At 72.5% G+C, this 25,127-nt stretch carries 19 protein-coding genes; 14 read left to right on the forward strand and 5 right to left on the reverse strand.

Annotated features, from left to right (window positions below; genetic code table 11):
* Positions 1 to 17: 17 nt before the first annotated feature.
* Positions 18 to 1,448 (reverse strand): AMP-binding protein, encoded by a 1,431-nt coding sequence (locus ACBJ59_RS26040; protein ID WP_375112870.1) that lies wholly within the window; start codon positions 1,446 to 1,448, stop codon positions 18 to 20.
* A gap of 232 nt (positions 1,449 to 1,680) precedes the next feature.
* Complete coding sequence (locus tag ACBJ59_RS26045) at positions 1,681 to 1,803, reverse strand: hypothetical protein (protein WP_375112871.1); 123 nt, start codon at positions 1,801 to 1,803, stop codon at positions 1,681 to 1,683.
* Positions 1,804 to 2,071: 268 nt separating this feature from the next.
* On the opposite strand from ACBJ59_RS26045, the gene ACBJ59_RS26050 reads away from it, so the two are divergent.
* From ACBJ59_RS26050 to ACBJ59_RS26085, 8 genes are all read left to right on the forward strand, one after another.
* Positions 2,072 to 2,920 (forward strand): hypothetical protein, encoded by an 849-nt coding sequence (locus ACBJ59_RS26050; RefSeq protein WP_375112872.1) that lies wholly within the window; start codon positions 2,072 to 2,074, stop codon positions 2,918 to 2,920.
* A gap of 74 nt (positions 2,921 to 2,994) precedes the next feature.
* Positions 2,995 to 5,172 carry an acyl-CoA dehydrogenase gene (locus tag ACBJ59_RS26055; protein WP_375112873.1) on the forward strand — a complete coding sequence of 726 codons (2,178 nt, stop codon included), beginning with the start codon at positions 2,995 to 2,997 and terminating at the stop codon, positions 5,170 to 5,172.
* 65 nt (positions 5,173 to 5,237) lie between these two features.
* Positions 5,238 to 6,731: a hypothetical protein gene (locus tag ACBJ59_RS26060; protein ID WP_375112874.1), complete on the forward strand. Its 1,494-nt coding sequence runs from the start codon at positions 5,238 to 5,240 to the stop codon at positions 6,729 to 6,731.
* 125 nt (positions 6,732 to 6,856) lie between these two features.
* Positions 6,857 to 6,988 (forward strand): hypothetical protein, encoded by a 132-nt coding sequence (locus ACBJ59_RS26065; RefSeq protein WP_260477562.1) that lies wholly within the window; start codon positions 6,857 to 6,859, stop codon positions 6,986 to 6,988.
* Positions 6,989 to 7,073: 85 nt separating this feature from the next.
* Entirely contained in the window at positions 7,074 to 8,294 is a 1,221-nt protein-coding gene (locus ACBJ59_RS26070) for a glycosyltransferase family 4 protein (protein WP_375112875.1), read from the forward strand.
* Positions 8,291 to 12,430, forward strand: coding sequence for an alpha-(1->3)-arabinofuranosyltransferase family protein (locus ACBJ59_RS26075; RefSeq protein ID WP_375112876.1), 4,140 nt, complete (start codon positions 8,291 to 8,293; stop codon positions 12,428 to 12,430). Before ACBJ59_RS26070 ends, ACBJ59_RS26075 begins: the two co-directional genes overlap by 4 nt.
* The gene (locus ACBJ59_RS26080) at positions 12,427 to 14,277 is read left to right on the forward strand and encodes a hypothetical protein (RefSeq protein ID WP_375112877.1); all 1,851 of its coding nucleotides are present in this window, start codon (positions 12,427 to 12,429) and stop codon (positions 14,275 to 14,277) included. Before ACBJ59_RS26075 ends, ACBJ59_RS26080 begins: the two co-directional genes overlap by 4 nt.
* A gap of 5 nt (positions 14,278 to 14,282) precedes the next feature.
* Positions 14,283 to 15,251 carry a DUF3068 domain-containing protein gene (locus ACBJ59_RS26085; RefSeq protein WP_375112878.1) on the forward strand — a complete coding sequence of 323 codons (969 nt, stop codon included), beginning with the start codon at positions 14,283 to 14,285 and terminating at the stop codon, positions 15,249 to 15,251.
* Here ACBJ59_RS26085 and ACBJ59_RS26090 read toward each other — a convergent pair.
* Positions 15,192 to 15,932 carry a class I SAM-dependent methyltransferase gene (locus ACBJ59_RS26090; RefSeq protein ID WP_375112879.1) on the reverse strand — a complete coding sequence of 247 codons (741 nt, stop codon included), beginning with the start codon at positions 15,930 to 15,932 and terminating at the stop codon, positions 15,192 to 15,194. The genes ACBJ59_RS26085 and ACBJ59_RS26090 overlap by 60 nt on opposite strands.
* A gap of 34 nt (positions 15,933 to 15,966) precedes the next feature.
* Here ACBJ59_RS26090 and ACBJ59_RS26095 point away from each other — a divergent pair, with 34 nt between their 5' ends.
* Entirely contained in the window at positions 15,967 to 17,796 is a 1,830-nt protein-coding gene (locus tag ACBJ59_RS26095) for an ArnT family glycosyltransferase (RefSeq protein ID WP_375112880.1), read from the forward strand.
* Here the strand turns inward: ACBJ59_RS26095 and ACBJ59_RS26100 are convergent.
* Positions 17,733 to 18,977, reverse strand: coding sequence for an acyltransferase (locus tag ACBJ59_RS26100; protein ID WP_364119252.1), 1,245 nt, complete (start codon positions 18,975 to 18,977; stop codon positions 17,733 to 17,735). The genes ACBJ59_RS26095 and ACBJ59_RS26100 overlap by 64 nt on opposite strands.
* Positions 18,978 to 19,072: 95 nt before the next feature.
* Between ACBJ59_RS26100 and ACBJ59_RS26105 the strand changes: the two genes are divergently transcribed.
* The 5 genes from ACBJ59_RS26105 (at position 19,073) to ACBJ59_RS26125 (ending at position 24,115) form a co-directional block, all read left to right on the forward strand.
* Positions 19,073 to 19,993 (forward strand): DUF3068 domain-containing protein, encoded by a 921-nt coding sequence (locus tag ACBJ59_RS26105; protein WP_375112881.1) that lies wholly within the window; start codon positions 19,073 to 19,075, stop codon positions 19,991 to 19,993.
* Positions 19,990 to 20,877, forward strand: coding sequence for a decaprenyl-phosphate phosphoribosyltransferase (locus ACBJ59_RS26110; protein WP_364119247.1), 888 nt, complete (start codon positions 19,990 to 19,992; stop codon positions 20,875 to 20,877). The genes ACBJ59_RS26105 and ACBJ59_RS26110 overlap by 4 nt, the downstream gene beginning before the upstream one ends.
* A complete protein-coding gene (locus ACBJ59_RS26115) occupies positions 20,874 to 22,190 on the forward strand; it encodes an FAD-binding protein (RefSeq protein ID WP_375112882.1) in 1,317 nt (438 codons plus the stop codon). The genes ACBJ59_RS26110 and ACBJ59_RS26115 overlap by 4 nt, the downstream gene beginning before the upstream one ends.
* Positions 22,187 to 22,924 carry an SDR family NAD(P)-dependent oxidoreductase gene (locus ACBJ59_RS26120; protein WP_375112883.1) on the forward strand — a complete coding sequence of 246 codons (738 nt, stop codon included), beginning with the start codon at positions 22,187 to 22,189 and terminating at the stop codon, positions 22,922 to 22,924. The genes ACBJ59_RS26115 and ACBJ59_RS26120 overlap by 4 nt, the downstream gene beginning before the upstream one ends.
* Before the next feature lie 84 nt (positions 22,925 to 23,008).
* A complete protein-coding gene (locus tag ACBJ59_RS26125) occupies positions 23,009 to 24,115 on the forward strand; it encodes an NAD(P)H-dependent flavin oxidoreductase (RefSeq protein WP_375112884.1) in 1,107 nt (368 codons plus the stop codon).
* A 94-nt stretch (positions 24,116 to 24,209) separates the two neighbouring features.
* On the opposite strand, the gene ACBJ59_RS26130 is transcribed toward ACBJ59_RS26125, so the two are convergent.
* The gene (locus ACBJ59_RS26130) at positions 24,210 to 25,019 is read right to left on the reverse strand and encodes a crotonase/enoyl-CoA hydratase family protein (protein ID WP_375112885.1); all 810 of its coding nucleotides are present in this window, start codon (positions 25,017 to 25,019) and stop codon (positions 24,210 to 24,212) included.
* Positions 25,020 to 25,127: the final 108 nt, after the last annotated feature.

Here is a 25,127-nt window from a genome sequence, read left to right on the forward strand (position 1 = left end):
GGAGATGACTGCCCAGCTCAGCTCGAAAGATACGTTTCCCGGACGTTTCGCCTGCTCAGCTTGCCTGTCGGCGTACGGGGCAGGGTCTCCCGGTACTCGATCACCCGCGGATGTTTCAGCCTGGCCAGCCGGGGCGCGCAGTGCCGCAGCAGCTCGGCCGTGAGCTCCTCCCCGCCCGAGATCCCGGCCGCCGGCTGGACGAGGGCCACGACCTTGTGTCCCCACTCGGGATCGGGTACGCCGATCACCGCGACGTCGGCCACGGAAGGATGTTCGAGCAGGGCGGCCTCGATCTCGGCCGGATAGATGTTGACCCCGCCGGAGATGATCAGGTCGGTCCGCCGGTCCAGCAGGTACAGGTAGCCGTCGTCGTCGAGGTAGCCGATGTCGCCCGGCGTGTAGTCGCGGCCGCGCATGGCGGCCGCCGTCTTGCCGGGGTCGCCGTGGTACTCGAAGCGGTTGATCCCGCCGATGTACACGAGCCCGGGCGAGCCGGGCGCGACCTCCTCGCCGTCCTCCCCGACGATCGTGAACGACATCCCGTCCAGCGCCTTGCCGACCGTGCCCGGCCGGTCCAGCCACTCCTGGGACGACACCATGGTGGCCACCGCCGCCTCCGTGGAGCCGTAGTACTCCCACACCACGGGACCCAGCCAGTCGATCATCGCCTGCTTGGTGGCCGGCGGGCAGGGGGCGGCACCGTGGTAGAGGTGGGTGAGGGAGGACAGGTCGTACCTCTCCCGGTCCGGCACCGCCAGCAACCGGTGGAACATCGTGGGCACCATGAACGCGTTCGTCACCCGATACCGCTCGATCAGCTCCAGCGCGGCGGCGGCCTCGAACCGGTCGGGCGCCACGATCGAGTGCCCGAACTGCAGCGCCATCATGGCCTGCCCGTACGGCGCCGAGTGGTAGAGCTGCGAGCACACCAGGTGCACCCCGCCCATCGGCAGCCCGAAGTGCCGCCAGCTCTTGCGCATCAGGATCGGGTAGAGCTCCTCCGGCGTCAGGTCCAGCAGCCGCCGGCGTACCCCCTTGGGGCGGCCGGTGGTGCCGGAGGTGTAGAGCATCATCGACCCGGCCCGCCGGTGGCCGGGCGCGGTGGCGGGCTGGTCCGCGACGAGCTCGCCGACCGTGAGAGCGTCCGGGGAGATCACCACCTTGGCCCCGCAGTCGGCCACGATGTACTCGATCTCCTCGGCGGTGAAGTGCCAGTTGACGGGGACCAGGTAGACCCCGATCTGGTACGTGGCCAGCATCATGGTGAGGGCGTCGAGCCCGTTCTTCAGCACGGTCACCACGCAGTCACCGGGACCGGCTCCGCGCGAGGTCAGGCCGTTGGAGGCCCGGTTCACCCGGTCGAGCAGCGCTCCGTACGTCGTGCCCTCGTCACCGAGGAGGGCGGGGCGTTCAGGGTCGTTGGCCGCGATCTCATAGAAACCCCTCATGTTGGCAGACCTTACAGAATTAGATTCTGCTGGGGGAATAGAGGAATTATCCCGCTCCTTCGTGACGTAACCTCAAGGCCATGGCGGACGACGGCGACCAGAGACGAACGTATGAATCACCCACCACTCCGTTCCGCAAGATCGTCCTGCCCGCGGAGGAGACGGTCAAGATCACCCGTCCGCCCGCGCCGGAGTCGTCCAGCCCGGTAAAGCCGCAGAGCAAGGGCTCGGCTCAGTCGCCGACGCAGCCGCCGGCCCAGTCACCGGCCCAGTCACCGGCCCAGCCGTCGGCCCAGTCACCGGCCCAGTCACCGGCCCAGCCGTCGGCCCAGTCGCCGACGCAGTCACCGGCCAAGTCGCCCGCTCAGCCGTCGAAGCAGCCTCCGGCCAAGGCTCCGGGGCAGGGTCCCGTCCAGGGCGCGGGTTCGGGTCCGAACTCCGGCCCGCAGTCAGGACCCAAACCGGGGTCGAACCCGGGGCCGAACCCGGGCCCGGGCCCGACGCAGACCGCGGGCCCCGGCGCGGGGCCGGGGCAGGGCGCGAGACCCGGGCAGGGCTCGGGGCCGGGACAAGGTGCGGGGCCTGGGAACGGCGCGGGGCACGGTATGGGGCCTGGGAACGGCTTGGGGCAAGGTGCGGGGCCTGGGCTGCCGCAGCAGCAGTTCGGGCAGCCCCCGTCGCGGACCATGGCGCCGCTGCCGCCCCCGCCGCCGCCGCGCCGCCTCGGCGACATCCCGATCAAGGCCGTCTACCTCCTCGGTGCCATCCTCGCCACGGTGCTGGCCGTGCTGCTGGTCTTCGTGGTGTTCTCCGGCGACGTGCCGACCCGGCAGCAGGCGGACGAGCAGGTGGTCCCGGTCGCGCCGGTGCCCAGCAGCTCGGCGGCCCCCACGCCGTCGGTCAGCCCGACCCCCACCGAGAGCCCGATCGTGCTGCCCCCGGTGCCGGCGAGCAAGAAGTACGCGACGCTGTCCGGCACGGCGTCCCTCGTCACCGGTGTCATCACCGACAAGACCGTCGGCATCACCTATCCGAGGCTGGGCTCGCCGTGGAAGGCCAAGTCGTTCCCGCCGTTCTCGATCGCGCAGCGGATCGGCAAGGTGGCCATCCCGCACACCGTGATCGCCTCGGCGATGTACCCCGGCGAGTCGCCCGAGAAGAAGCCCAGCTCGAACGCCGACTACCGCGACATCGCCACCCAGGCCGCCCGCTGGTCGATCCGCACCCAGTACCCCAAGGGCGCCACCCTCCAGTGGACCGCCTCGCAGAAGATCCCGGTCGGCAAGGGCTGGACGCTCGGCTACAAGGTCACCTACACCTTCGGCGGCAAGGAGCAGGAGGCCCAGGCGATGGTGACGATCATCGAGGTCGGCAAGACCAAGCCGGCGATGCTCATGGCCTCGATCCCCGAGACGAACAAGACCCGCTGGCGCGACCTGAACACCCTCGTGCAACAGGTTCGTCCGCTCTAACCGGCCACTATGCCAGAAGCATCCTCTAGAATATGGTTCTGGGCATGCACCCAGACCTGGCTGGAGGATGAGCAATGGCTATCGGGTTGAGCGAGGAGCACGAGGCGCTCCGCGAGTCGGTGAGCGGCTGGGCCGAGCGGAACATTCCCTCGGAGTCGCTGCGCGCCGGAGTTGAGGGGCGCCCCGCGTTCTGGTCCGGCCTCGCCGAGCAGGGGCTGCTCGGCCTGCACGTGCCCGAGGAGTACGGCGGCTCCGGCTACGGGCTGCTGGAGGCGGCCGTGGCCGTCGAGGCACTGGCCGAGCGCATGGCCCCCGGGCCGTACGTGCCGACCGTGCTGGCCAGCGCCGTGATCAACGCCTCCAAGCGCCCCGAGCACCTGGAGTCGTTCGCCGACGGCACCCTGACCGGCGCCGTCGCGCTGACCGGCGCGCTGACCGGCACCCGCACGGAGGACGGCTCCCTGATCGTCTCCGGCACGGCCGAGCCCGTGCTCGGCGGCTCGCTGGCCGACTCGCTGGTGCTGCCGGTCGCCACGGCCGACGGCGAGGAGTGGGTCCTCGTCGACGCCTCCTCGGCCACCGTCACCGAGGTGAAGTCGCTCGACCTCACCAGGCCGGTGGCGAAGGTGGAGCTGTCGGACGTGGTCGTCCCCGCCGAGGGCATCCTGGGCGGCGTCGAGAGCACCGACGTGCGCAACATCGCCGCGATCCTGCTCGGCGCCGAGGCGGCGGGCCTGGCCTCGTGGTGCGTCACGGCCGCCGCCGACTACGCCAAGGTACGCGTCCAGTTCGGCCGCCCGATCGGCCAGTTCCAGGGCATCAAGCACAAGCTCTCCCGCATGCTCGTGGCCCTTGAGCAGGCCGGGGCCACCGTGTGGGACGCCACCCGCGCCCAGGGCAAGGAGCTGGAGTTCGCCGCCGCCGTGGCCGGGGTCATGGCGCCCGACGCCGCCGTGCAGTGCGCCAAGGACGCCATCCAGACCTTCGGCGGCATCGGCTACACCTTCGAGCACGACGTACACCTCTACTACCGCCGCGCGCTCACCCTGCGCGCCCTGCTCGGCTCCTCCGCCGAGTGGGCCGCCATCGTGACCGCGCTGTCCCTGCAGGGCGTCTCCCGCGAGATGGAGATCGACCTGCCCGAGGACGCCGAGGAGCTGCGCGAGTCGCTCCGCGCCGAGATCGCGGAGATCGCCCAGCTGGAGGGCAAGGAGCAGAAGCGGGCGCTGGCCGGCCGCGGGTTCGTCATGTCCCACCTGCCCAAGCCGTGGGGCCGCGACGCCAAGCCGCTGGAGCAGGTGCTGATCGCGCAGGAGCTCAAGGCCGCCAAGGTGCGCCTGCCGGCCATGATCATCGGTGCCTGGGTGGTGCCGTCCATCGCCATGTACGGCACGCCCGAGCAGCAGGAGCGCTTCCTGCCCAAGACGCTCAGCGGTGAGATGATCTGGTGCCAGCTCTTCTCCGAGCCCGGCGCCGGCTCCGACCTGGCCTCGCTGCAGATGAAGGCGGAGAAGGTCGAGGGCGGCTGGCGGCTCAACGGCCAGAAGATCTGGACCTCCGTCGCCCATGTCGCCGAGTGGGGCATCTGCATCGCCCGCAACTCGAACGAGGGCTCCAAGCACGAGGGCATCACGTACTTCCTGGTCGACATGAAGGCCCCCGGCGTCACCGTCAGGCCGCTGACCGAGATGACCGGCGAGAACCTGTTCAACGAGGTCTTCCTCGACGACGTCTTCGTGCCGGACGACCTGGTCGTGGGCGAGGTCGGCGAGGGCTGGAAGGTCGCCCGCAACACGCTGTCGAACGAGCGCGTCTCGCTGTCGTCCGGCTCGGGCGGCACCGGCGCGTCGGTGCCCGACCTGCTGGGCCTGGTCGGCCGGCTGGGGCGGGAGCTGACGCCGGTGGAGGCGCAGCAGGTGGCCGAGGTGGTCTGCGAGGGCCACTCGATCAACGCGCTGTCGCTGCGGGTGACGCTCAAGCAGCTCGCCGGGGGCGAGCCGGGCGCGGACGCCTCCGTACGCAAGCTGCTGTCCACCTCCCACGCCCAGCACGTCTCCGAGACCGCGGTGGACCTGCTCGGCCCGGCCGCCGTGATCGCCGCGGACATGAAGCTCGGCGACGCCGGCTACTGGAACCGGGCGGTGCTCGCGACCAGGGCGATGACCATCTACGGCGGCACCACGGAGGTGCAGCTCAACATCATCGGCGAGCGCATGCTGGGCCTGCCCAGGGACCCCGAGCCCGGCAAGTAACACATGTGACCCCGCGGCGGCTACTCTCCCCTGTGCCTGGAATGTCCGGGAGCAGGGGAGAGGCGGTGTTCGTGACCCGCGGGAGGGAGTGGCTCGCGCGGCTGGCCCCCGCGCTCCTGGGCGCCGGCCTGGCGGCGCTGGCGCTGGGGCCCGCCCTGGGCTGGGGGCTGGTGCTCCGCTACGACCTGCTCTTCGTGCCCGGCGCCCCGCTGCTGCCGGACCGGGGCGGCTTTCCCCGTGCCGTGCCCAGCGACCTGGTCGCGGCGCTGCTGTCGCGGGTGCTGCCCGTGGAGATCGTGCAGAAGGGGTTCCTGGTCGCGATCTTCGTGCTGGCCGCGTCCGGCGCGGCGGCGCTGGTGCCGCCGGAGCGCCGGCTCGCGCGGCTGGTCGCCGCCGCCTGCTATGCCTGGAACCTCTATCTCGCGCAGCGGCTCATGCTCGGCCAGTGGGCGCTGCTGCTCGGCGTGGCCGGCCTGCCGTGGGCGGTGCGGGCCGCCGGCCGGGGCCCGGCCCGGCTGCTCCTCGCGCTGATCCCGGCCGCGATCGGCGGGTTCCAGGCGATGCTGGTCTCGGCGCTCACCCTGCTGCCGGTCGCCGTCGCCCGGCGCAGGACGCTCGTGACGGCCGGGGTCCTGGTCCTGCTCAGCCTGCCCTGGGCGATCCCCGCGCTCGGCTCGGGGGCGGTCACGGACCCGGCCGGGGTGGACGCGTTCGCCGCCCGGGCCGACGGGCCGTTCGGCGCGCTCGGCAGCCTGCTCTCCCTGGGCGGCATCTGGAGCGCCGACGCCGGGCTGCCCGGCCAGGAGACCTGGTGGACGGCCACCGCGCGGCTGCTCCTCGTGGCCGCGGGCCTCTACGGGTACGCGAGGCTCCGGTCAGAGCGGCCGGAGTGGTGGGGCGGGCTCGCCGTGGCCGCCGCGGGCGGGTTCTGCGTGGCCGCGCTGGGGGCGTTCCCGGCGGGGCGAGCGGCGCTCAGGTGGCTCATCACGCTGTGGCCGGGGTTCGGGCCGCTGCGCGACGGCCAGGTCTACCTCGCGCCACTGGCCCTGCTGGTCGCGGTCGGCCTGGCCGGCGTCCTGCGGTCGGGCGCGTCCGCCGTGGTGGGGATCCTGGCGCCGGTGCTGGTGCTGCCCACGCTGGCGTTCGGGGCGTTCGGCCGGCTGGCGGCGGTCACGTACCCGCCGGACTGGGTGGCCGTGCAGCGGATCGTCAACGGCGATCCCGCACCCGGAGCGCTGCTGTCGCTGCCGTGGGGCGCGCACCGGTCCTTCGCCTGGAACGGCGGGCGGATCGTGCTCGACCCGGCCACCAAGCTCTTCGAGCGACGGGTGCTCTGGGACGACACGCTCTACGTCGGGCTGCCGGACGGCGGGCGGTTGCGGGTGCGCGGCGAGGACCCGCTCAACCGGCGCGCGGGCGACCTCCTGGCCGCGGGCGACTACGCGCGGCTCCCGGCCCGGTACGTGCTGATGCCGGCAAGTCAGAACGGGTTCCTACTCGTTCAGGCAGGCTGGAAGACCATTTTCCGCGGAAAAGAGCTCCACTTGCTGCGGCGTTGACCGGCTGTTTTGTGATATACCGGAGAGTAACTTGCTTTATCACGGTTTGACCAATGTTATGGATTCGAGCCGGAACACGTTCTAGTCTCGGCACACTGCGCCACTGATCGGAAGGGAGTGCTCTGTTGTTGCGACTTCTCGTGGCCCTGGCCATCGGAGCTCTGCTGGCGGTCGGAGCCTCCGTCGCGGTGGTCAACGTGGCATCGCCCTCTCTGACCCCGCCGAACCAGCCGTTGTACAACTACGGCACCAGGTGATCCTTCCCGCTTAAGGGGCCATCCCAGCTCGACAGCACGGAGGGTGGCTCCGCCATGCCCGCATGCTCGCTGACGAGGAGTGACGGTGGTCTTTACCGGTGAGCACCGGGGGGAGGCGGCCCAGCTGGCCGCGCCGCGCACCCGCGGCGAAGAGGGGGGCGAACGCCCGCTCACGGGCGTCCGCATCGCGATGCTCAACTTCCGCGAGCCCCGGCAGTCCACCGCCGGCGGCGCGGAGGAGTACGCCTGGCAGGTCAGTCGGCACCTGCTGGCCCAGGGGGCCTCGGTCGTCTTCGTGACCGGCCGCCAGCGGGGGCAGCGCCGCGCCGAGGTCCTGGAGGACATCGAGCTGCGCAGGATGGGCAACCCCTATCTGGTCTACCTGCTGGTGCCGCTCTGGCTGCTGTTCCACCGGCGCAGCGTCGACGCCGTGATCGACACGATGAACGGCATCCCGTTCTTCTCCCCCCTGGTCGTACGCCGCCACACTCCCGTGCTCTGCCTCGTGCACCACGTGCACAACCGGCAGTTCCACGCCTTCCTGCCCCGGTGGCTGGCCAGGATCGGCTGTTTCGTCGAGGGGCCGGTCGCCCGGCTGCTCTACCGCCGCTGCCTGACGATCACGGTGTCCGAGTCGTCCGCCCTTGAGCTGCGCCGCAAGCTGCGCTGGCTCGCCCCGATCACGGTCGTGCCCAACGGCTGCGTCGAGCCCGTGCGGTCCGCGCGGGAGTCCGGCCAGGACGGGCCGTCGATCGTGTACGCCGGCCGCCTGGTCGGTCACAAGCGCATCGAGCGCGTCGTCGACCTGGCCGCCGAGCTGGGCGAAGCGTGGCCCGGGCTGCGGGTGCACGTCGTCGGGCGCGGCCCCGAGCACGGCCCGCTGGCCCGGCGGATCGCGGCCATGGAGCTGGGCGGGCGGGTCGAGCTGCACGGGTTCCTGCCGGAGGCGCGCAAGAACGCGCTGCTCGGCGCCGCGCGGCTGAACGTGACGGCCTCGGAGTTCGAGGGGTGGGGGCTCACCGTGATGGAGGCGGCCGCGCTCGGAGTGCCGACCGTGGCCTACGACGTGGCGGGGCTGCGCGACTCCGTACGCGACGGCGTCACCGGCTGGCTGGTGCGCGACGGGGAGAGCCTGGCGGACGTGGTCGAACGTGCGCTGAAGGAACTGGCGGACCCGGACCGCAGGGCCGCGATGGCCGGCGCCTGCCGGGCCTGGGCGGCCGAATTTACGTGGAACCGAACTGGAGCTAGCATAACCGGACTTATCCTGGCGAAACTCCAAGATCGCGGCGGAGTCTATCAGTGACCCAAGCCTCGTCTGGACTCCGGGGGGAGCTCGCGGAGTCCACAGCCGAGAGCTACGAGGCACGGATCAGACACAGGCTGCGACTGCTCGCCTCCTGCCTCCTGCTCGGGGCCATCGCGTTCAACACCTCGACCGAGAAGATCATCCCCGAGACCAAGCTCGACATGGCGGTCAACCCGCTGGGCTTCCTCGGCCGGGCCCTGCACCTCTGGGACGGCGCCTACTTCGGCCACCTGCAGAACCAGGCGTACGGCTACCTGTTCCCGATGGGACCGTTCTACGCGCTGTTCCTCAAGCTCGGCATGGAGTCCTGGGCGGTGCAGCGGCTGTGGATGTCGCTGGTGCTGTGCACCGCGTTCCTCGGTGTGGTCCAGCTCGCCCGCGCGTTCGGCATCGGCGGCCCGTACGGCCGGGTGATCGCCGGCTTCGTGTACGCCCTCGCCCCGCACGCGCAGGCGCTGGTCGGCATCAACTCCTCGGAGTTCCTGCCCAGCGCCGTCCTGCCGTGGATCGTTCTCCCCCTGGTCAAAGGGGCCCGGCACGAGCTGCCCGCGTACCGGGCGGCGGCGCTGTCCGCGCTCGCCTTCCTGTTCTGCGGCGGCGTCAACGCGGTGGCCGAGGCCGCCGTGCTCGTCGTCCCGCTGCTCTACCTGCTGACCAGGAGATCAGGGGCCGGCAAACGCCGGCTGATCGCCTGGTGGCTGCCGCTCATCGCGCTCGCCTCGCTGTGGTGGGCCGCGCCGCTGCTGACGCTCGGCGGCTACATCTTCTCCTTCCTGCCCTTCATCGAGACCGCCAGCGCGACGACCGGCGTGACCTCGCTGGTCAACGCCCTGCGCGGCACGTCGAGCTGGCTCAGCTTCCTGACCGTGGACGGGCAGACCTGGCTGCCCGACGCCCACCAGCAGGCCACGGTCCCCTGGCTGGTCGTGGTCACCGCGGCCGTGTCGGCGCTCGGTTTCGCCGGCCTGACCCTGCGCAGGATGCCGGAGCGGCCCTTTCTCCTGATCAGCCTGCTGTGCGGGCTGGCCGTCATCACGACCGGCCATCCGGGCACCCCCCACCACGAGCTCATGGTGGACCTGCTGGACGGGCCGCTGGCGGCCTTCCGCAACCTGCACAAGTTCGACGCCCTGATCAGGCTGCCCGTGGCGCTCGGCGTCGCCGGGCTGCTCTCCCTGGCCCACCTGCGCTGGCGCAGACCGCTGGCCGTCGCCGCGGCCGGGCTCATGACCCTGTCGAGCCTGCCGATCCTCTACGCGGGGCTCGCGCCCACCGGTGGCTTCACCGCGATCCCCGACTACTGGAAGCAGGCCATCTCCTGGCTGGGGAACAACGCCGGGAACGGGATGGTGCTGGCCGTGCCCGGGGCCAAACGCGGCGAGTATCTCTGGGGACGCCCCCTGGACGAGCCGCTGCAGGCGCTCTCGCAGACCCGCTGGGCCACGCACACCATCGTGCCGTGGGGGTCGGCCGGCATCTCGCGGGTCATGGCCGCCATCGACGAGCGGCTGTCCACCGGCAAGGGCTCCGCGGGGCTCACCGCCACGCTGCGCCGGATGGGGGTGTCGTACCTGGTCGTGCGCAACGACCTGGACCGCGCCACGATCGGCACCGCCTGGCCGGCCCGCGTGCACCAGGCGCTGGAGGACTCGCCCGGCATCTCGCTCGCGGCCCAGATGGGGCCCGGCGTGGGCATCGGCCGGTACGGCAGGGCCGCCGCCTGGCTGGACCAGCCGTACCACGCGGTCGAGATCTACCAGGTGGCCGGTGCCGCGCCGCTGGTGGGCACCGTCGACGCCACCCGCCCGCTGCGCGTGGGCGGCGCCCCCGAGGCCGTGCTCGACCTGGCCGAGCAGGGCCTCGTGGACGACGACCGCCCGGTCCTGCTCAACGACGACTCCGGCCAGGTCGAGGTGCCCGCGCACGACACGGTGCTGACCGACACGCTGCGCCGCCGCGAGCTCTCCTACCCCGACCTGCGCCGCAACGCCAGCGCCACGCTCACGGCCGGCGAGCCGTTCAGAGGCTCCTCGCCGTCGAACGACATCCTCGACCCCTCGTGGACGAAATACCTGGCCACGGCGGGCTTCACCGGGATCGCGAACGTCACCGCGTCCACCTCGGAGGCGGATGTCACGGCGGCGCCCGGGAGCAGGGAGCCCGGCCACCAGCCGTTCGCCGCGCTCGACGGCGACCGGCGGACGAGCTGGCGCTCCACCGGCTGGAACGGCGCGGAGGGCGAATGGCTGGAGGTCACCTTCAGCTCGCCCCTGACGGTCCCCACGATCCACGTGGCCTTCGAGAACTCGCCGATCGGCCCCGCGCCCACCGAGGTGGCGGTGGAGACGGACACCGGCTCGCTGCGCCAGCGCGTACGCGCCACCTCGGACCCCCAGGAGCTGGTCGTGCCGAAGGGCCCGATCAGCCGGCTGCGGCTGGAGGTGCTCGCCACCGCCGGCGAGCAGCCGGGCAGGCTCGGCGGCCGGGTCGGGATCACCGAGCTGACCGTCCCCGGCGTGCAGGCCGGCCGCACGATCACCGTGCCCGACCCCCAAGCGGGCGCGGCCGAGCCGGCCACGATCTCGGTCGGCCGGACCGGCGACGTCCCCGGCTGCGTCAAGGGCTCGGTGGCCTGGAGCTGCGCCCAGAGTCACGAGGTCCTGGGCGACGACGGCAACGGCTTCGACCGCACGTTCACCATCAGGAAAGACGGCTCCTACGACGTCTCCGGCCGTACGGTGCTCACCGACCGCACCGCCATGGAGCGGCTCAGCGCGCTGCCCGGCGACTCCATGAAGGTGGCGGCGTCCTCGACCTCCGTGCAGCACGGCGCGGCCGGCGGCCGGTGGGCGTTCGACGGCGACCCGAAGACCGCCTGGTTCGCCGACCCGCTCGACCCCCGGCCCACGCTGAGCGTCGACCTCGCCCGCAGGACGCGGCTGTCGCAGATCCGCGTCGTCACGCCCGACTCCTACGTCGGCGCCCCGCCCATCCGGGTGACGATCCGGGCCGAAGGCGGGGTCAGGCAGAGCTGGGTCGGCAAGGACGGCCTCATCCGCTTCCCGGCCATGACCGCCCGGAAGGTCAGGCTGGAGTTCGGGGCGTCGGGCGGCCGGGCCGTCGAGATCAGCGACGTCGCCTTCCCCGGGGTCCGCCCGCTCGGCGCGCTGACCGGCTTCCCGCTCAGGCTGCCCTGCGGGTACGGCCCGACGCTCACCGTGAACGGCCAGGCCGTGCACACCGAGGTCGTCGACGGCACGCTCAACGACGTGGTCACCGGCAAGCCCGTCGCGTTCACGAGCTGCGAGCCGCTGCGGCTGGAGGCCGGCCCGGGCCGGATCACGGTGCGGACGGGAGACGCCTACCGGATCGAGTCCGCGGTCGTCGGCCCGAGCTCCGACGCCCGTCAGGCGGCGCCCGTGGAGATGCGCGAGGTGTCCGTGGACTCGTGGGAGGCCGGCGAGCGGGTGGTCAAGGTCGGCGTCACCGACGACTCCTACCTCGTCGTCAACGAGAACTTCAACACCGGGTGGCGGGCCAGCATCGGGACCACCGAGCTGAAGCCGGTCCGGCTGGACGGGTGGCGGCAGGCATGGTTCCTGCCCTCGTACACGGCCGGCACCGTCACCCTGACCTACGAGCCCGACGAGTCCTACCGCGCCCGCCTGGCGGCGGGTGGCGGGCTCGCGCTGCTGGTCGCCGTGCTCGCCCTGGTCAGGACGGGCCCGCCCGCGCGGCACCTCGCGCCGGTGCGGCCGGCCCGCCTGCGCGCGGGCGCCGTCCTGCCCTTCGCCGTCGCCCTGGGGTTCTGGACCGGCGGGGTGGCGGGCGCGGTGGTCGTCGGCGCGGTCTGCGCCCTGGGATCGTGGCTGCGTCCGCTGCGCGGGGCCGAGCACGCGCGCGTCGGCCCCCGCGTACGGCTGCTGCTCGGCCCCCAGGCCGGAATCGTCCTCTACCTGGTGGCGGCGGCCTGCGTGGCGGCCGGCATGGACGGCCTGTGGCCGCAGCTCCTCTGCCTGCCCCTGCTCGCGCACCTGCTCGCCGAGATCCCCGCCCGGCGGGCCCCGCGCAGGCAGGCCCCGGCTCCCGTCCCCGTCGCCGCCGGCGGCCCGACCATGACGAGTGTCCCGTGACCGAGACGACCAAGCCGCGCACCGGGATGGTCCTGACCGTCCCGGCCCCGATGGCGCGCCTGGCCGGGGCCGTGTCCCGGTGGGCGCGCGGGCGCGGCGTCCTGCTGGCCGCGCTGGTGCTCATCGCCGCGAGCCTGGCGTGGAAGGCGGCCATCGTCTCGTCCTCCTACTTCAAGGAGGACGACTTCGAGTTCGTGGCCAGGGCGATGGAGAGCGAGCTCTCCTTCGACTACCTGACCCGCATCCACTTCGGCCAGTTCATGCCGGGCGGCTTCCTGCTCGCCTGGCTCACGGCCCGGCTGGAGCCCTTCGGCTGGGGGTACGCGGCGGGCGGGATCCTGGTGCTGCACGCCTTCGCCGCCCTCGCCGTGCTGCGCATGCTGCGCGTGGTGTTCGGCCGGCGGCCGGCCATCCTCGCACCACTGCTGATCTTCCTCGTCGCGCCGATCGCCGTGCCCGCGCTCGTGTGGTGGGCGGCGGCGCTCAACACCGTCTTCCTGCAGATCGCCCTGCCGATGGCGATCGCCTCGCACTGGCACCACCTGCGTACCGGGCGGATGCGGCACGCCCTGGCGGCGGCGTTCTGGGTGCTGTTCGGGCTGCTGGGGTTCGTCAAGGGCTTCGCGCTGCCGCTGCTGCTGCTCGCCCTCACCGCGATCTACCACGGCGGCCTGCGTACGGCGCTGCGCAGACACCTGCCGGCCTGGGCCGCGTACGTGACCGTCGTCCTCGCCTTCGGGGCACTCTACGTGCAGCGCTCGCTCTCCGCGCCCAACACCGGCGGGCTGCCGATCTTCGACCAGGCCACCGGCTTCCTGTGGGAGCTGCTCGGCAAGACGTTCGCCACCACCGTGCTCGGCGGCCCGTGGCGGTGGTTCGCGGGCGGCGACTGGGGGGTGGCCTCGCCACCCCTGGCGGTGGTGATCGCCTCGCTCGTCACGCTCGCGGCCGTGGTGCTGGTCACCTCGCACTACCGCAGGCGGGCCGGGGCGGCCTGGGCGATGCTGCTGGGATACGTCCTCGTCGCCGATGCCCTGCCCGTGTTGTGGGGGCGGGTCCACCTGCTGGGCTCGTTCGTCGGCACCGACACCCGGTACGTCGCCGACGCCGTGCCGCTGGTCGCCCTGGTGGCGGGCCTCGTGCTGCTGCCGGTGGAGGGCGAGGCGGAGCCGTACCGCAGGGCACTGCCCGCCAGGGAGCGGGTGAGCGGGGTCCTCGGCGCGGCGCTCGGGCTGTTCGTGGGGGCGTCGCTGGTGTCGGTCACGCTCTTCGCCGGCTACCTGGGCGCGGACCGCCGTCACCGCTACATCGAGACGGCGAGGGCCGAGCTGGCGAGGACGCCGCCCGACGCCGTGATCTACGACCGGCTGGTGCCGTCCGAGGTGCTGCCGAACAGCTACCGTACCTACAGCCTGACCTCCAGGGTGCTGGGCGCGATGGCCTCCCCGCGGCTCAGGGCCAGGATGCAGGCGCCGCCCGCGGCGCTCGACGGCCTGGTCTTCGACGAGCGGGGCCGCCTGCGGCCGGTGGACGTGCAGGGCGTCCCGCTCGCCCCCACCACGAAGGACCGCTGCTGGCCGGTCACCGGCGGGACCGTGCAGGTGCCGCTGGACAACCGGGCCCGCCGCGTCGAGGGCACCCTGGTCCGGCTCGGGTACGCGGCCCGCACGGACGCGGAGGTCACGCTGTGGATGGGCGAGCGCGCCACTGACGTGCGGCTGCGCGCGGGCCTGGGCCAGGTGTTCCTGCTCGCGGTGCCGGGCGCCGACCGCATCGTGGTCCAGGACGTGCCGACGGGCGTGTGCTTCGGCGACGTCACGCCGGGTCAGGCGGTGCCGCGACCATGAACGTCATGACCCGCAGGAACCTGGCGCTGCTGCTGGCCGGCGTGGGCGCCTTCCTGCTGACGCTCATCCCCCTGACCCGCCTGTACGTGTCCGCCCAGGTGCTCAAGACGCCGCTGGAGCAGCAGAGCATGACCAGGTCCGTGGCGGAGTCGGCGACCTACCTGGACCCGGCCACGATGCGACCGGCGGTGGGGGACCTGGTGCAGACCCGGTGGCTGTTCGGCGACGTGCTGGCCGGTGACGACGACCGCGCGGTGTGGGGCGAGTCGATCTCCGTGTCCACGCGCGAGGACGAGCGGCTGGACTATCACGAGCGGCGGCTGGCCTTCGACCGGCGCACCGGGGCCATCATCAACTGCTGCGGCGAGTACCTCGACGAGGACGCCTCGATCAAGCAGTCGGGGCTGGCGTTCCGCTGGCCGTTCAATGCCCAGCGCCGCGACTACACCCTGTTCGACCTGCGGCTGCGCCAGCCGGTCACGGCCGCCTTCGACGGCGTGGAGCGGGTGCGGGGGGTCGAGACCTACCGCTACGTGCAGCGCACGCCACGCCGGCTGGTGCCGGGGGAGACGCCGCCGCTGCCGCGCGCCCTCGTCGGGCTGCCGGGCAAGGGCGACGTGGGCCTGGCCAGGCACGCCGAGATCCGGCGTACGTACTGGGTCGAGCCGGTCAGCGGCCAGCCGGTCAAGACGGTGGACGAGGTCAAGGAGACGCTGGTCACGGCCGACGGGCGGGGACGGCTGACCGCGCTGGACGCCAGGTTCACCACGACGGAGGCCGACGTCGCCGCGGCGCTGAACACGGCCTCCGCCTACAGCCGCTGGATCCTGCTGCTGGGCACCGTGGCCCCGATCGCCGGCGGGGTGCTCGGAGCGGCCTGCGTGGTGACCGCCCTCGGGCTCATGCGACGGCGCTCACCTGCGGCGCAGGACGAGCAGCAGGTTCCAGGTGACCAGCTCGCGGATGCCAGGTAGGTGGACGACATGGCGGGCCCAGCGCGGCAGGTAGCGGGGGATCGCGTCCAGGACCTCCGCGTCCCGGCACCGCCGGGCCCAGGCCAGCGGCTTGGCCACGCTCGCGGCGTACATGCTCTCGCCGTAGACGTTCTTGGGCTGCCTGCCGTGCCTGCGCGCGTAGCGGCGGGCGGCGTAGTGGCCGCCCAGGTAGTGCCAGGGGGAGGTCTCGTGGCCGCCCCAGGGCCCCAGCCAGATCGTGTACGACAGGTAGACGATCCCGCCGGGCCGGGTGACGCGGACCATCTCGTCCGCCATCCTGAGCGGGTCGGGCACGTGTTCCAGCACGTTCGACGAGAAGCACACGTCCACCGAGCCCGTGGCCAGCGGCAGGTCGAGCGCGCTGCCCAATATCGCGTCGCGCGGCGCCACGCCGTCGCGCAGGCGCATCTCCCCGGCGTCGCAGTCCACGCACACCGAGCGCGCCCCGGCGGCGCGCAGCGCGTCGGCGAAATAGCCGGGACCACCCCCCACGTCGGCCACCGTGGCGCCGGCCAGGTCCGTGTAGGTCGCCAGCTGGGCGACCGTGTCCCTGGCCAGGGTGCCGTAGAAGAAGTCCGGATCGCTCTGCTCGACGCGGAAAGCGCGCAGCAGCCGGACGGATCTGCTCAGATCCGCTCGGAACGGTTCGGGGGTGTCCACGGCGCGGAGCTTACTGCAGCGGAAGGAGACCGCGATGGTTGAAGACGTCAAGCGCTCCGAGCCCTTACAGATCACGCTGCCCGCCCTGCGCGGCGGGCCGATCATGGGTGTCGGCCTGCTGCTCATCCTGGTGTCGCTGGTCTTCAGGGCCGGGATCCTCAGCAAGGCGTACTTCGTGGAGGACGACTTCCTCTTCGTGGCCGGCGCCGGTGACAGCGGGCTCACCTGGGAATACCTGACCCGGGTGCACAAGGGGCACCTCATGCCCGGCGCGCTGGCCCTGGTGTGGCTGCTCACGTCGGTGGCGCCGTACAACTGGGCGCTGGTCTCCTTCGTGACCGTCGCCCTCCAGGCGGCGGCCTCGGTGGTCTTCCTCGTGCTGCTGCGGCGGCTGTTCGGCGACCGCGCCGGGGTGCTGGCCGCGCTGGCCGTCTTCGTCTTCTCGCCGCTCACCGTGCCCGCCATGAGCTGGTGGTCGGCCGCGCTCAACGCGGTCCCGCTGCAGCTCGCCCTGGTCGCCGCGCTGGCCGCGCACATCAGGTACGTACGCGAGGGCAAGGGCCGCTGGCACGCCCTGATCTGGACCGCCGTCGGCATGGCCTTCTCCACCAAGGGGGTGTTCATCCCCTTCGTGATCCTCGGGGTCACCAGCGCCTACCTCGGCAAGGGCCCCTGGCTCCGCGCGGTCCTGACGGAGCTGCGCCGGCCCGGCTGGTGGGCGCAGGGCCTGCTGCTGGCCGGGTACGCCGTGCTCTACCTGCTGCGCCGCGACACCGCCGGCTCCGACGCGCTGACCGGGCCGAAGGCGGAGGTGGTCCCCGGGCTCGTCCGCAGGCTGCTGGGCGAGACCTTCCCCACCGGCGCCGTCGGCGGCCCGCTGCGCTGGGGCGGGGTCACCACGACCGGCGGCCTGGCCGACCCGGCCCCGGCCACCGTGATCGCGTCATGGGTGGTGATCGCGCTGCTGGTCGTGGTCACGTGCGCGTACCGCAGGCGGGCCTGGCGGGCGTGGGCGATCCTGGCGGCCTACGTCGTGGTGGCCGACGCGGTGCCCACCGTGATCGCGCGGGCCACGGCCTGGGACCTCGTGGGCGCGGAGACCAGGTACGTGGCCGACGCCGCGGTGCTGTTCGCCCTCTGCCTGGCGCTGGCGTGGCTGCCGGCGCAGGGGGAGGAGGACGTCGTGCGCCGGCCCGTGCCGGGCGGGCTGTCGCTGGCCGCGGGCACGCTGACCGCCGCCTTCGTGGCGGTGTCGCTGGTCTCCATCAACGCCTTCGGCAACACGCTCAGCGGAGACCGGGTCCGGACTTATCTGGACAACGCCCGTGACTCGCTGGCCACGGCGGCGCCGGGCGCCGACATCTACGCCCGGCCGGTGCCGCCGGAGATCGTCCTGCCCTGGAACGGGCCGCGCCGGCTCACCTCGTACGTGCTGGCGCCCCTGGCCGACGCCGAGACCCGGGAGCGCATGCGCAACCCGCGCCCCACGGCCGAACCGTACGTCTTCGACGCCACCGGCAAGCTCGTCCTGGTGGGCCGGGTGACCCCGTTCTTCGACGCGGTCAAGGGCGCCAAGTGCTATCCGGCGGGCAAGTCGTTCCCGGTCGAGTCCTACGGGGGGCCCGGCATGGTGGTGGCCATGGCCTACACCAGCCCCCGGCCCGTACAGGTCGTGCTGGACCTGGGCGAGGTCCAGCGGGCGGCCACCCTGCCCGCGACCGGTGCCATGGGGGCGCTGTACTACGTCCCGCACGACGGGGCCGGCAAGGGGATGCGCATCACCGCGGCGGGCGGCCAGGGTCAGGCGTTCTGCCTCAGGGCGGTGGCGTTCGGCGAGCCGGGACCGGCCCCGCCGGCCCTTTGAGGCACGAACCGGATCAGCCGCCTGGCGGGCTCCTCCACGTAGCGGTGGGTGAGCCCGGCCAGCCCGACCGTCAGCGCGCTGACCGCGACCAGGTTGAGCGGCAGGTTGCCGGTCCACGGCTGCTGGCCGGTGAAGTCGTACCAGAGGTAGAGGACCACGAACTGCCACAGGAAGACGCCGTAGGAGATCTGGCCGAGATAGCTCATGAGCCGCCCGCCGAGCAGCGTGTGCACCCGCTCGCTCCCCAGGGCGGCGGGCGCGACCAGGCAGAAGGCGATGAGCGTGTAGAGGGCCTGCTCGGAGAAGGCGGTCCAGATGCTGCCCAGCCCGACCAGGCGCGGCCCGGTCAGCGGCGTGGAGGCGATCAGGTACGCCAGCCCGGCGATGAGCCACAGCGAGCCCCACGACGACGCCAGGGCGGCGCACAGCCGCCGGACGCGGCCGTCCTCCTCCCTGGCCCAGACGGTCAGGACGGCCAGCGCCATGCCCGGCACGAAGAACGTCCACGAGCGCGGCAGCCACACGTTCATCCACGGCCGGAACTCGGGGAAGTACTCGACGATCGTGTACGCGTACGACACGGCGCCGAAGGCCGCCAGCCCGATCAGCAGCCGCCTGGCCCTGGCCCGCAGGTCGGGTCCGGCGCGCAGCGCGAACCACCGCAGCACGGCCGCCATCAGCGGGAGCGTGAGGTAGAAGCTCAGCTCGACCGCCAGGCTCCACATCTGGCCGAGCCCCTTCGGCCCGAGCCCGAACCACCACGGGTTCGTGTCGTAGGTGTGCACCAGGAACAACATCTGCGCCCACGTCCACGGGTCAGACGCGTGCGCCTCGCCCCACAGCAGCAGCGCCACCGCCACCACCAGCCAGTACGCCGGGATGATGCGGAAGAAGCGCCGCCACAGGTAGCGGCGCGTGTCCGGGGTCCGCTCGCCGGTCAGCACCTCCGCCGCCCACGGGCGGTACAGCAGCAGCCCCGACAGCGTGAAGAAGATCGGCACGCCGATCTCGCCCCGGGCCAGCACGCCGCCCAGGAACCCGGGCTCCAGCGCCGTCCCGGTCTCCATCGAGACGTGGAACAGCAGCACGGCAAAGGCGGCCACGGCCCGGATCCCGTCGAGGGAGGTCTGGTGGCCCGACACGACCGGCACGGCCGCCGATGTAGAACCTGTTTCGGTCACGTTTCCGCATCCCTGGTGACGTTGGTCACTCACCGCAATAACATTACCGGCGAGTAGAACTAGTTCCAGTCACAGTCACCCAGCATGGAGGGTCCATGAACCGGGTCGTCGTTGGCAGCGTCCTGATCGCCGCCGGGGCATTCCTCATTGTTCTGGCACCCCTGCTGAGATTCCAAGTGGCACCCGCGCTCAGCGCCGCCGCGGGCGACTACTACGGGATCACCAAGCTGCGGGCGGCCGGCGCACAATACTTCAGCGTCCCCGACGGCAGAGTGCTCACCGCCGACCTCGACATCATCGTCACCACCCGTGGTGACGTGAAGGAGGCCGCCGGCGACCGCGTCGTGTGGGACGAGTTCACCGCCGTGAACGACGTCACCAACAGCAAGGCCGGCATCGACTTCACCGAGCGGCGCAGCGCCTTCGACAAGCGCTCCGGCGTCGGGCTCAACTGCTGCGGCGTCAACATCGACAAGGCTCCGGTGCAGCTCCAGGGGCAGATCTACAAGTTCCCGTTCGACGCCGAGAAGAAGACCTACCTGGTCTTCAACTCCAGCACCGGCAAGGCGTACGAGGCCAGGTTCGTCGGCGAGGAGAAGGTGAACGGCCTCGACACCTACAAGTTCGAGCAGGCCGTCCCCGAGACCAAGACGCAGACGCTGAACGCCCCCGCCGCCTGGTTCGGCATGGGCACCTCGGGCGACGTGCAGCTCGACCGCTACTACTCCGGCACCGTCACGTACTGGGTCGAGCCCACCACCGGCGCGCCCGTGCGCCAGGAGCAGCAGCGCAACGAGGTGCTCAAGAGCCAGGACGGCGTCGAGCGCTCCAAGGCGTTCGTGGCCACGGCCAAGATGACCGATGACACCGTGCAGAGGCTCGTGGACAGCGCCAGGGACGGCAAGAGCCAGATCACGCTGATCAGGACCACGGTGCCGATCGTGGTGGGCGTCGTCGGCCTCGTGCTGGTCGTGGTGGGCCTCCTGCTGACCCTGCGCGGGCGCAGGACCGCATGAGCCAGGGGGTGGCCGCGCGGTCCCGTCCGGCCACACCCGTGCTGGCCCTCCTCAAGGCGGCCAGGCCACGCCAGTGGCTGAAGAACCTGCTGGTCCTGGCCGCCCCCATGGCCGCCGGGGTGCTCGGCGAGCCGCGCAGCCTGCTCGCGGCGCTGCTGGTCTTCGCCGCGTTCTGCCTGGCCGCCAGCGGCTCCTACCTGATCAACGACGCCTCCGACGTGGAGGCCGACCGGCTGCACCCGCGCAAGCGGCGGCGCGCGGTCGCGTCGGGGGCGGTGTCCGTGCGGGCGGCCCGGACGACGGGTGTCGTCCTGCTGGTCCTGGCGCCCGGGGTCGCCGGGCTCACCGGGAGCTGGCAGCCGGCCGCCGTGGTGGCCGGTTACGTCGCGCTGACGCTGTCGTACACGCTGTGGCTCAAGCACCAGGAGGTCGTGGACCTCATCGCGGTCGCCGGGTGCCACGTGATCAGGGCCTACGCCGGGGCCGTGGCGGTGGACGTGCCGGTGACCGGCTGGTTCCTGATGGTCGTCTCGCTCGCCGCGCTGCAGCTGGTGGCGGGCAAGCGCGAGGTGGAGCTGCGGGCGCAGGGCGTGAGCGGGACGCGGGCCACGCTGGCCGCCTACCCGCCCGGCTACCTGACCCAGGTCCGGGTCATGTGCTCGGGCGCGATGATCGTGACGTACTGCCTGTGGGCGCTCAACGCGCACGACGACCTGTTCTACGGGCTCAGCATCATCCCGTTCCTGCTGCTCGTGCTCCGGCACAACCTGCTGGTGAACCGGGGTGAGGGCGAGGAACCGGAGGAGCTGGCCGTACGCGACCGGCCGACGCTGGTCTTCACCGCCGGGCTGGTCGTGCTGGTGGGCCTGGGGATCTACGCATGACGACGTTCCTGACCGGCTGGGGGCGTACGGCGCCCACCCCGGCCACGCTCGCCCGCCCCCGCACCCTCGACGAGCTGCGGGAGGCGGTCGAGGACGCTCCCCGGCGCGGCGTGGTGGCGCGCGGCCTGGGCAGGTCGTACGGCGACGCCGCCCAGAACGCCGGCGGCCTCGTCCTCGACTGCACCGGCCTGGACACCTGGACGTTCGACGAGGCCTCCGGCCTGGTCACCGCCTCGGGCGGCGTGAGCCTGCACGAGCTCATGACCGAGCTCGTCCCCCGCGGGTGGTTCCTCCCCGTCAGCCCCGGCACCCGGTACGTCACCGTCGGCGGCGCCGTCGCGGCCGACGTGCACGGCAAGAACCACCACCGCGACTCCTCCTTCGGCGCCCACGTCCGCTCGCTCACCCTGGTGACCGCCGGCGGGACGGCCCGCGTCCTGCGCCCCGGCGAGCCGCTCTTCCACGCCACCGTCGGCGGCATGGGGCTGACCGGGGTGATCGCCGAGGCGACCTTCGCCTGCGTCCCCGTCGAGAGCGCGCGGATGCGGGTGGACGTGGAGCGCACCGGCGACCTGGACGAGACGCTGGCGGTCATGGCCGCCACCGACGACCGCTACCGCTACACGGTGGCCTGGATCGACCTGCTCGCCCGGGGCCGCCGGATGGGGCGCAGCGTGCTCACCAGGGGCGACCACGCCGGACGTACCGAGAAGAGGGAGCCCGGTTTCGCGCCCGGCCCGCTCGTGCGGGCGCCCGCGTGGGTGCCCGGCGGGCTGCTCAACGGGCTGAGCGTGCGCGCCTTCAACGAGGTCTGGTACCGCAGGGCCCCGCGCCGCCGGACCGTCGTGCAGGACCTCGCGCCGTTCTTCCACCCGCTCGACGCCGTCGAGGGCTGGAACCGCGTGTACGGCCCGCGCGGCTTCGTCCAGTACCAGTTCGTGGTGCCCTTCGGCGCGGAGGAGACGCTGCGCGGCATCGTCGGGTCGCTGTCGGCGCACGGCACCGTGTCGTTCCTGACCGTGCTCAAGAGGTTCGGGCCCGGCTCCGGCGGGCTGCTGTCGTTCCCCATGCCCGGCTGGACCCTCGCCCTGGACATCCCGGCCGGGCAGCGCGGGCTGGGCGGCCTGCTGCGCGGTTTCGACCGGCGGGTGGCCGCGGCCGGGGGACGGGTCTACCTCGCCAAGGACTCGCGGCTGCGCGCTGACATGATGGCGGCGATGTATCCCGAGCTGGAGCGGTGGCGGCGGATCAGGGACGAGGCCGATCCCGCCGGCCTGTTCCGCTCCGACCTGGCCAGGAGGCTTCTGCTGTGAAGAACGCGCTCGGCGCCGTCGACACCGTGCTGCTGCTCGGCGGGCGCAGCGAGATCGGCATGGAGATCGTCCGGCTGCTCGTGGGGCTCGGCGCGAGCCGGGTGGTGCTGGCCGCGCGGGAGGACTTCGTCCCGCCCGCGCTCGGCGTGGAGGTCCACGTCGTGCCGTTCGACGCGCTGGACGTGCACGCGCACGGCGCGGTCCTGACCAAGGCGGTGGAGCTGGTCGGCGACCTCGACGTGGTGATCTCGGCGTTCGGGGTGCTGGGGGCCCAGGCGGACTACGACGCCGATCCCGCGGCCGCCGCGCGGGACGTCACCGTCAACTACACCGCCCACGTGTCGGTGGGGCTGCACGCCGCGAGGGTGCTGCGCGACCAGGGACACGGCACGCTCGTGGTGCTGTCGTCGGTGGCGGGCGCGCGGGTGCGCAGGGCCAACTTCGTGTACGGCTCCGCCAAGGCCGGGCTCGACGGGTTCGCCCAGGGGCTCGGCGACTCCCTGCACGGGACCGGGGCCCGGGTGCTGATCGTCCGGCCCGGCTTCGTGATCGGGCGGATGACGAGGGGCCTCGTCCCCGCCCCGCTGTCCTCGACCCCCCGGCAGGTGGCGCTGGCCACGGTGGGCGCGCTGCGCGACGGCGCCTCCTCGGTCTGGGTGCCGCGCGCGCTCGGGCCCGCCTTCGGCGCGCTGCGGCTGCTGCCCAGGGCCCTCTGGCGCAGGCTGCCGCGATAGAACTCGTTCCATTCGGCTGACCGAGCAAAGGTTCTAGAGTAGAACGCGTTGCAGTTTGACAGCTGGGCGTCTTATGGTCGGGGCATGCGGACACGTGTCACGGACATGTTCGGAATCGAGCTCCCGATCTTCGCGTTCAGCCACTGCAGGGACGTGGTCGCCGCCGTCAGCAGGGCCGGCGGCATGGGGGTGCTCGGTGCGCTCTACTTCACGCCCGAAGAGCTCGAGATGGAGCTCAAGTGGATCGACGACCACGTGGACGGCCGGCCCTACGGGGTCGACGTGGTCATGCCGGCCTCGTACGAGGGCGCGGAGTTCGCCCCCGAGGAGCTGGTCGGCCGCCTGCAGTCGATGATCCCCGACGGCCACCGGGCCTTCGTCGAGGACCTCCTGGCCAAGCACGGGGTGCCGCCGCTGTCGGCGGACGCGGACGCCGGGCGGGTGCTGCTCGGCTGGACCGACGCCACCGCGCGCCCCCAAGTGGAGGTCGCGCTGCGCCACCCGATCGCGCTCCTGGCCAACGCGCTGGGCCCGCCACCCGCCGACGTCGTGGACCTCGCCCACGCGCACGGCGTCAAGGTCGCCGCCCTCGCCTCGACCCCGCGCCACGCGCTCAAGCAGGTGGAGGTCGGGGTGGACGTCGTCGTCGCCCAGGGCACCGAGGCCGGCGGGCACACCGGTGAGATCTCGACCATGGTGCTCATCCCGCAGGTGGTGGACGCCGTGGACGTGCCCGTGCTGGCCGCCGGCGGGATCGGCAATGGCCGCCAGATGGCCGCCGGCATGGCGCTGGGCGCCGAGGGCGTCTGGACCGGCTCCATCTGGCTCACGGTCGAGGAGGCGGACACGCCGGAGATGGCCAGGCGCCGCATCCTGGAGGCCACCTCCCGGGACACCGTCCGCTCGCGCAGCTGGACCGGCAAGCCCGCGCGGCTGCTCAGGAACGAGTGGACGGAGGCGTGGGAGTCGGAGGAGTCGCCGGGGACGCTGCCGATGCCGATGCAGTTCATGCTGGTGTCGGACGCGCTGCGCCGCATCGGCCGCTCGGACGCCTCGGAGCTGGCGACGTTCCCCGCCGGCCAGATCATCGGGATGATGAACCAGGTCAAGCCGGCCAAGGACGTGGTGTTCGGGCTGGTGGAGGAGTACGCGGAGGCCCTGGAACGCCTGCAGCGCCTCACGGGCGACTGAGACGTCCGCGTCTCGAAGGGCGCACCGGCCTCGCTCGCGCGGGGCCGGTGCGTCAGTGGTTCCCGGTCGGCGGCCCTCGGTCGGCGGTCCTCGGTCAGCGGCCCTCGTACGCCGCGGGGCGCTTCTCGCGGAAGGCGCGGGTGCCCTCCTTGGCGTCCTCCGAGCCGATCACCGGCCAGCCCAGCTCGTCCGACACCTTCAGCGCCGCCACCTCCGGCATGCCCAGCGTGTCCCGGTAGGTCCGCAGGATCGCCTGCACCGCGAGCGGGCCCGAACCGGCCACGTCGTCGGCCAGTTCGCGGGCCGCCGCCAGCGCCTGGCCGTCCGGGACCACGCGGTTGACCAGGCCCATCGACAGGGCCTCCGCCGCCGTGATCGCGCGGCCGGTGAGGAGCAGGTCCATGGCGTGGCAGTACGGGATCTGGCGGGGCAGCCGTACGGCGCTGCCGCCCATGGGGAACAGCGCCCGCTTGGCCTCGAACAGGCCGAGCGTGGCCGACTCCGCCACCACCCGCAGGTCCGTGCCCACCAGCAGCTCCGTGCCGCCGGCGACCGCGTAGCCCTCCACCGCGCAGATGATCGGCTTGGTGGGCAGGTCCTCGCGCAACAGGCCCTTCCAGTGGAAGTTGGGCATCTGGGCGGCCCTGGCCTGGACCTCCGGGTCCGTCGACGCCTGGCCCATGGCCTTGAGATCGGCGCCGGAGCAGAACGTGCCCTCCGCGCCCGTCAGGATCGCCACCCGGACGCCGGGCTCCGCCGACGCGTACGCCCATGCCGAGGCCAGGCCGATCAGCATGTCCGAGGACAGCGCGTTGCGGGCCTCCGGGCGGTTCATGGTGACGGTCAGGACGTGGCCGTCGCGTTCGATCCGGCAGTGCGGGGTGCTGATCGGCAGGAGCTCCACGGATGCCTCCAAAGTCGCTGTATCAAGCGCTTGTTAGGCCGCGATCATACCTCGCGGATCAAGCGCTTGCTCAGGGCTTCGCTCCCGGGATACGCTCCCACCAGCAAA

The sequence above is a fragment of the Nonomuraea sp. MTCD27 genome, assembly GCF_041950495.1.
Classification (GTDB): Bacteria; Actinomycetota; Actinomycetes; order Streptosporangiales; family Streptosporangiaceae; genus Nonomuraea.

Coding starts and splice junctions, on each gene's coding strand:
- ACBJ59_RS26040 (WP_375112870.1), bottom strand. CDS start 1,448: ATGAGGGGTTTCTATGAGATCGCGGCCAACGACCCTGAACGCCCCGCC.
- ACBJ59_RS26055 (WP_375112873.1), top strand. CDS start 2,995: ATGGCTATCGGGTTGAGCGAGGAGCACGAGGCGCTCCGCGAGTCGGTG.
- ACBJ59_RS26085 (WP_375112878.1), top strand. CDS start 14,283: ATGACCCGCAGGAACCTGGCGCTGCTGCTGGCCGGCGTGGGCGCCTTC.
- ACBJ59_RS26095 (WP_375112880.1), top strand. CDS start 15,967: ATGGTTGAAGACGTCAAGCGCTCCGAGCCCTTACAGATCACGCTGCCC.
- ACBJ59_RS26105 (WP_375112881.1), top strand. CDS start 19,073: ATGAACCGGGTCGTCGTTGGCAGCGTCCTGATCGCCGCCGGGGCATTC.
- ACBJ59_RS26110 (WP_364119247.1), top strand. CDS start 19,990: ATGAGCCAGGGGGTGGCCGCGCGGTCCCGTCCGGCCACACCCGTGCTG.
- ACBJ59_RS26115 (WP_375112882.1), top strand. CDS start 20,874: ATGACGACGTTCCTGACCGGCTGGGGGCGTACGGCGCCCACCCCGGCC.
- ACBJ59_RS26125 (WP_375112884.1), top strand. CDS start 23,009: ATGCGGACACGTGTCACGGACATGTTCGGAATCGAGCTCCCGATCTTC.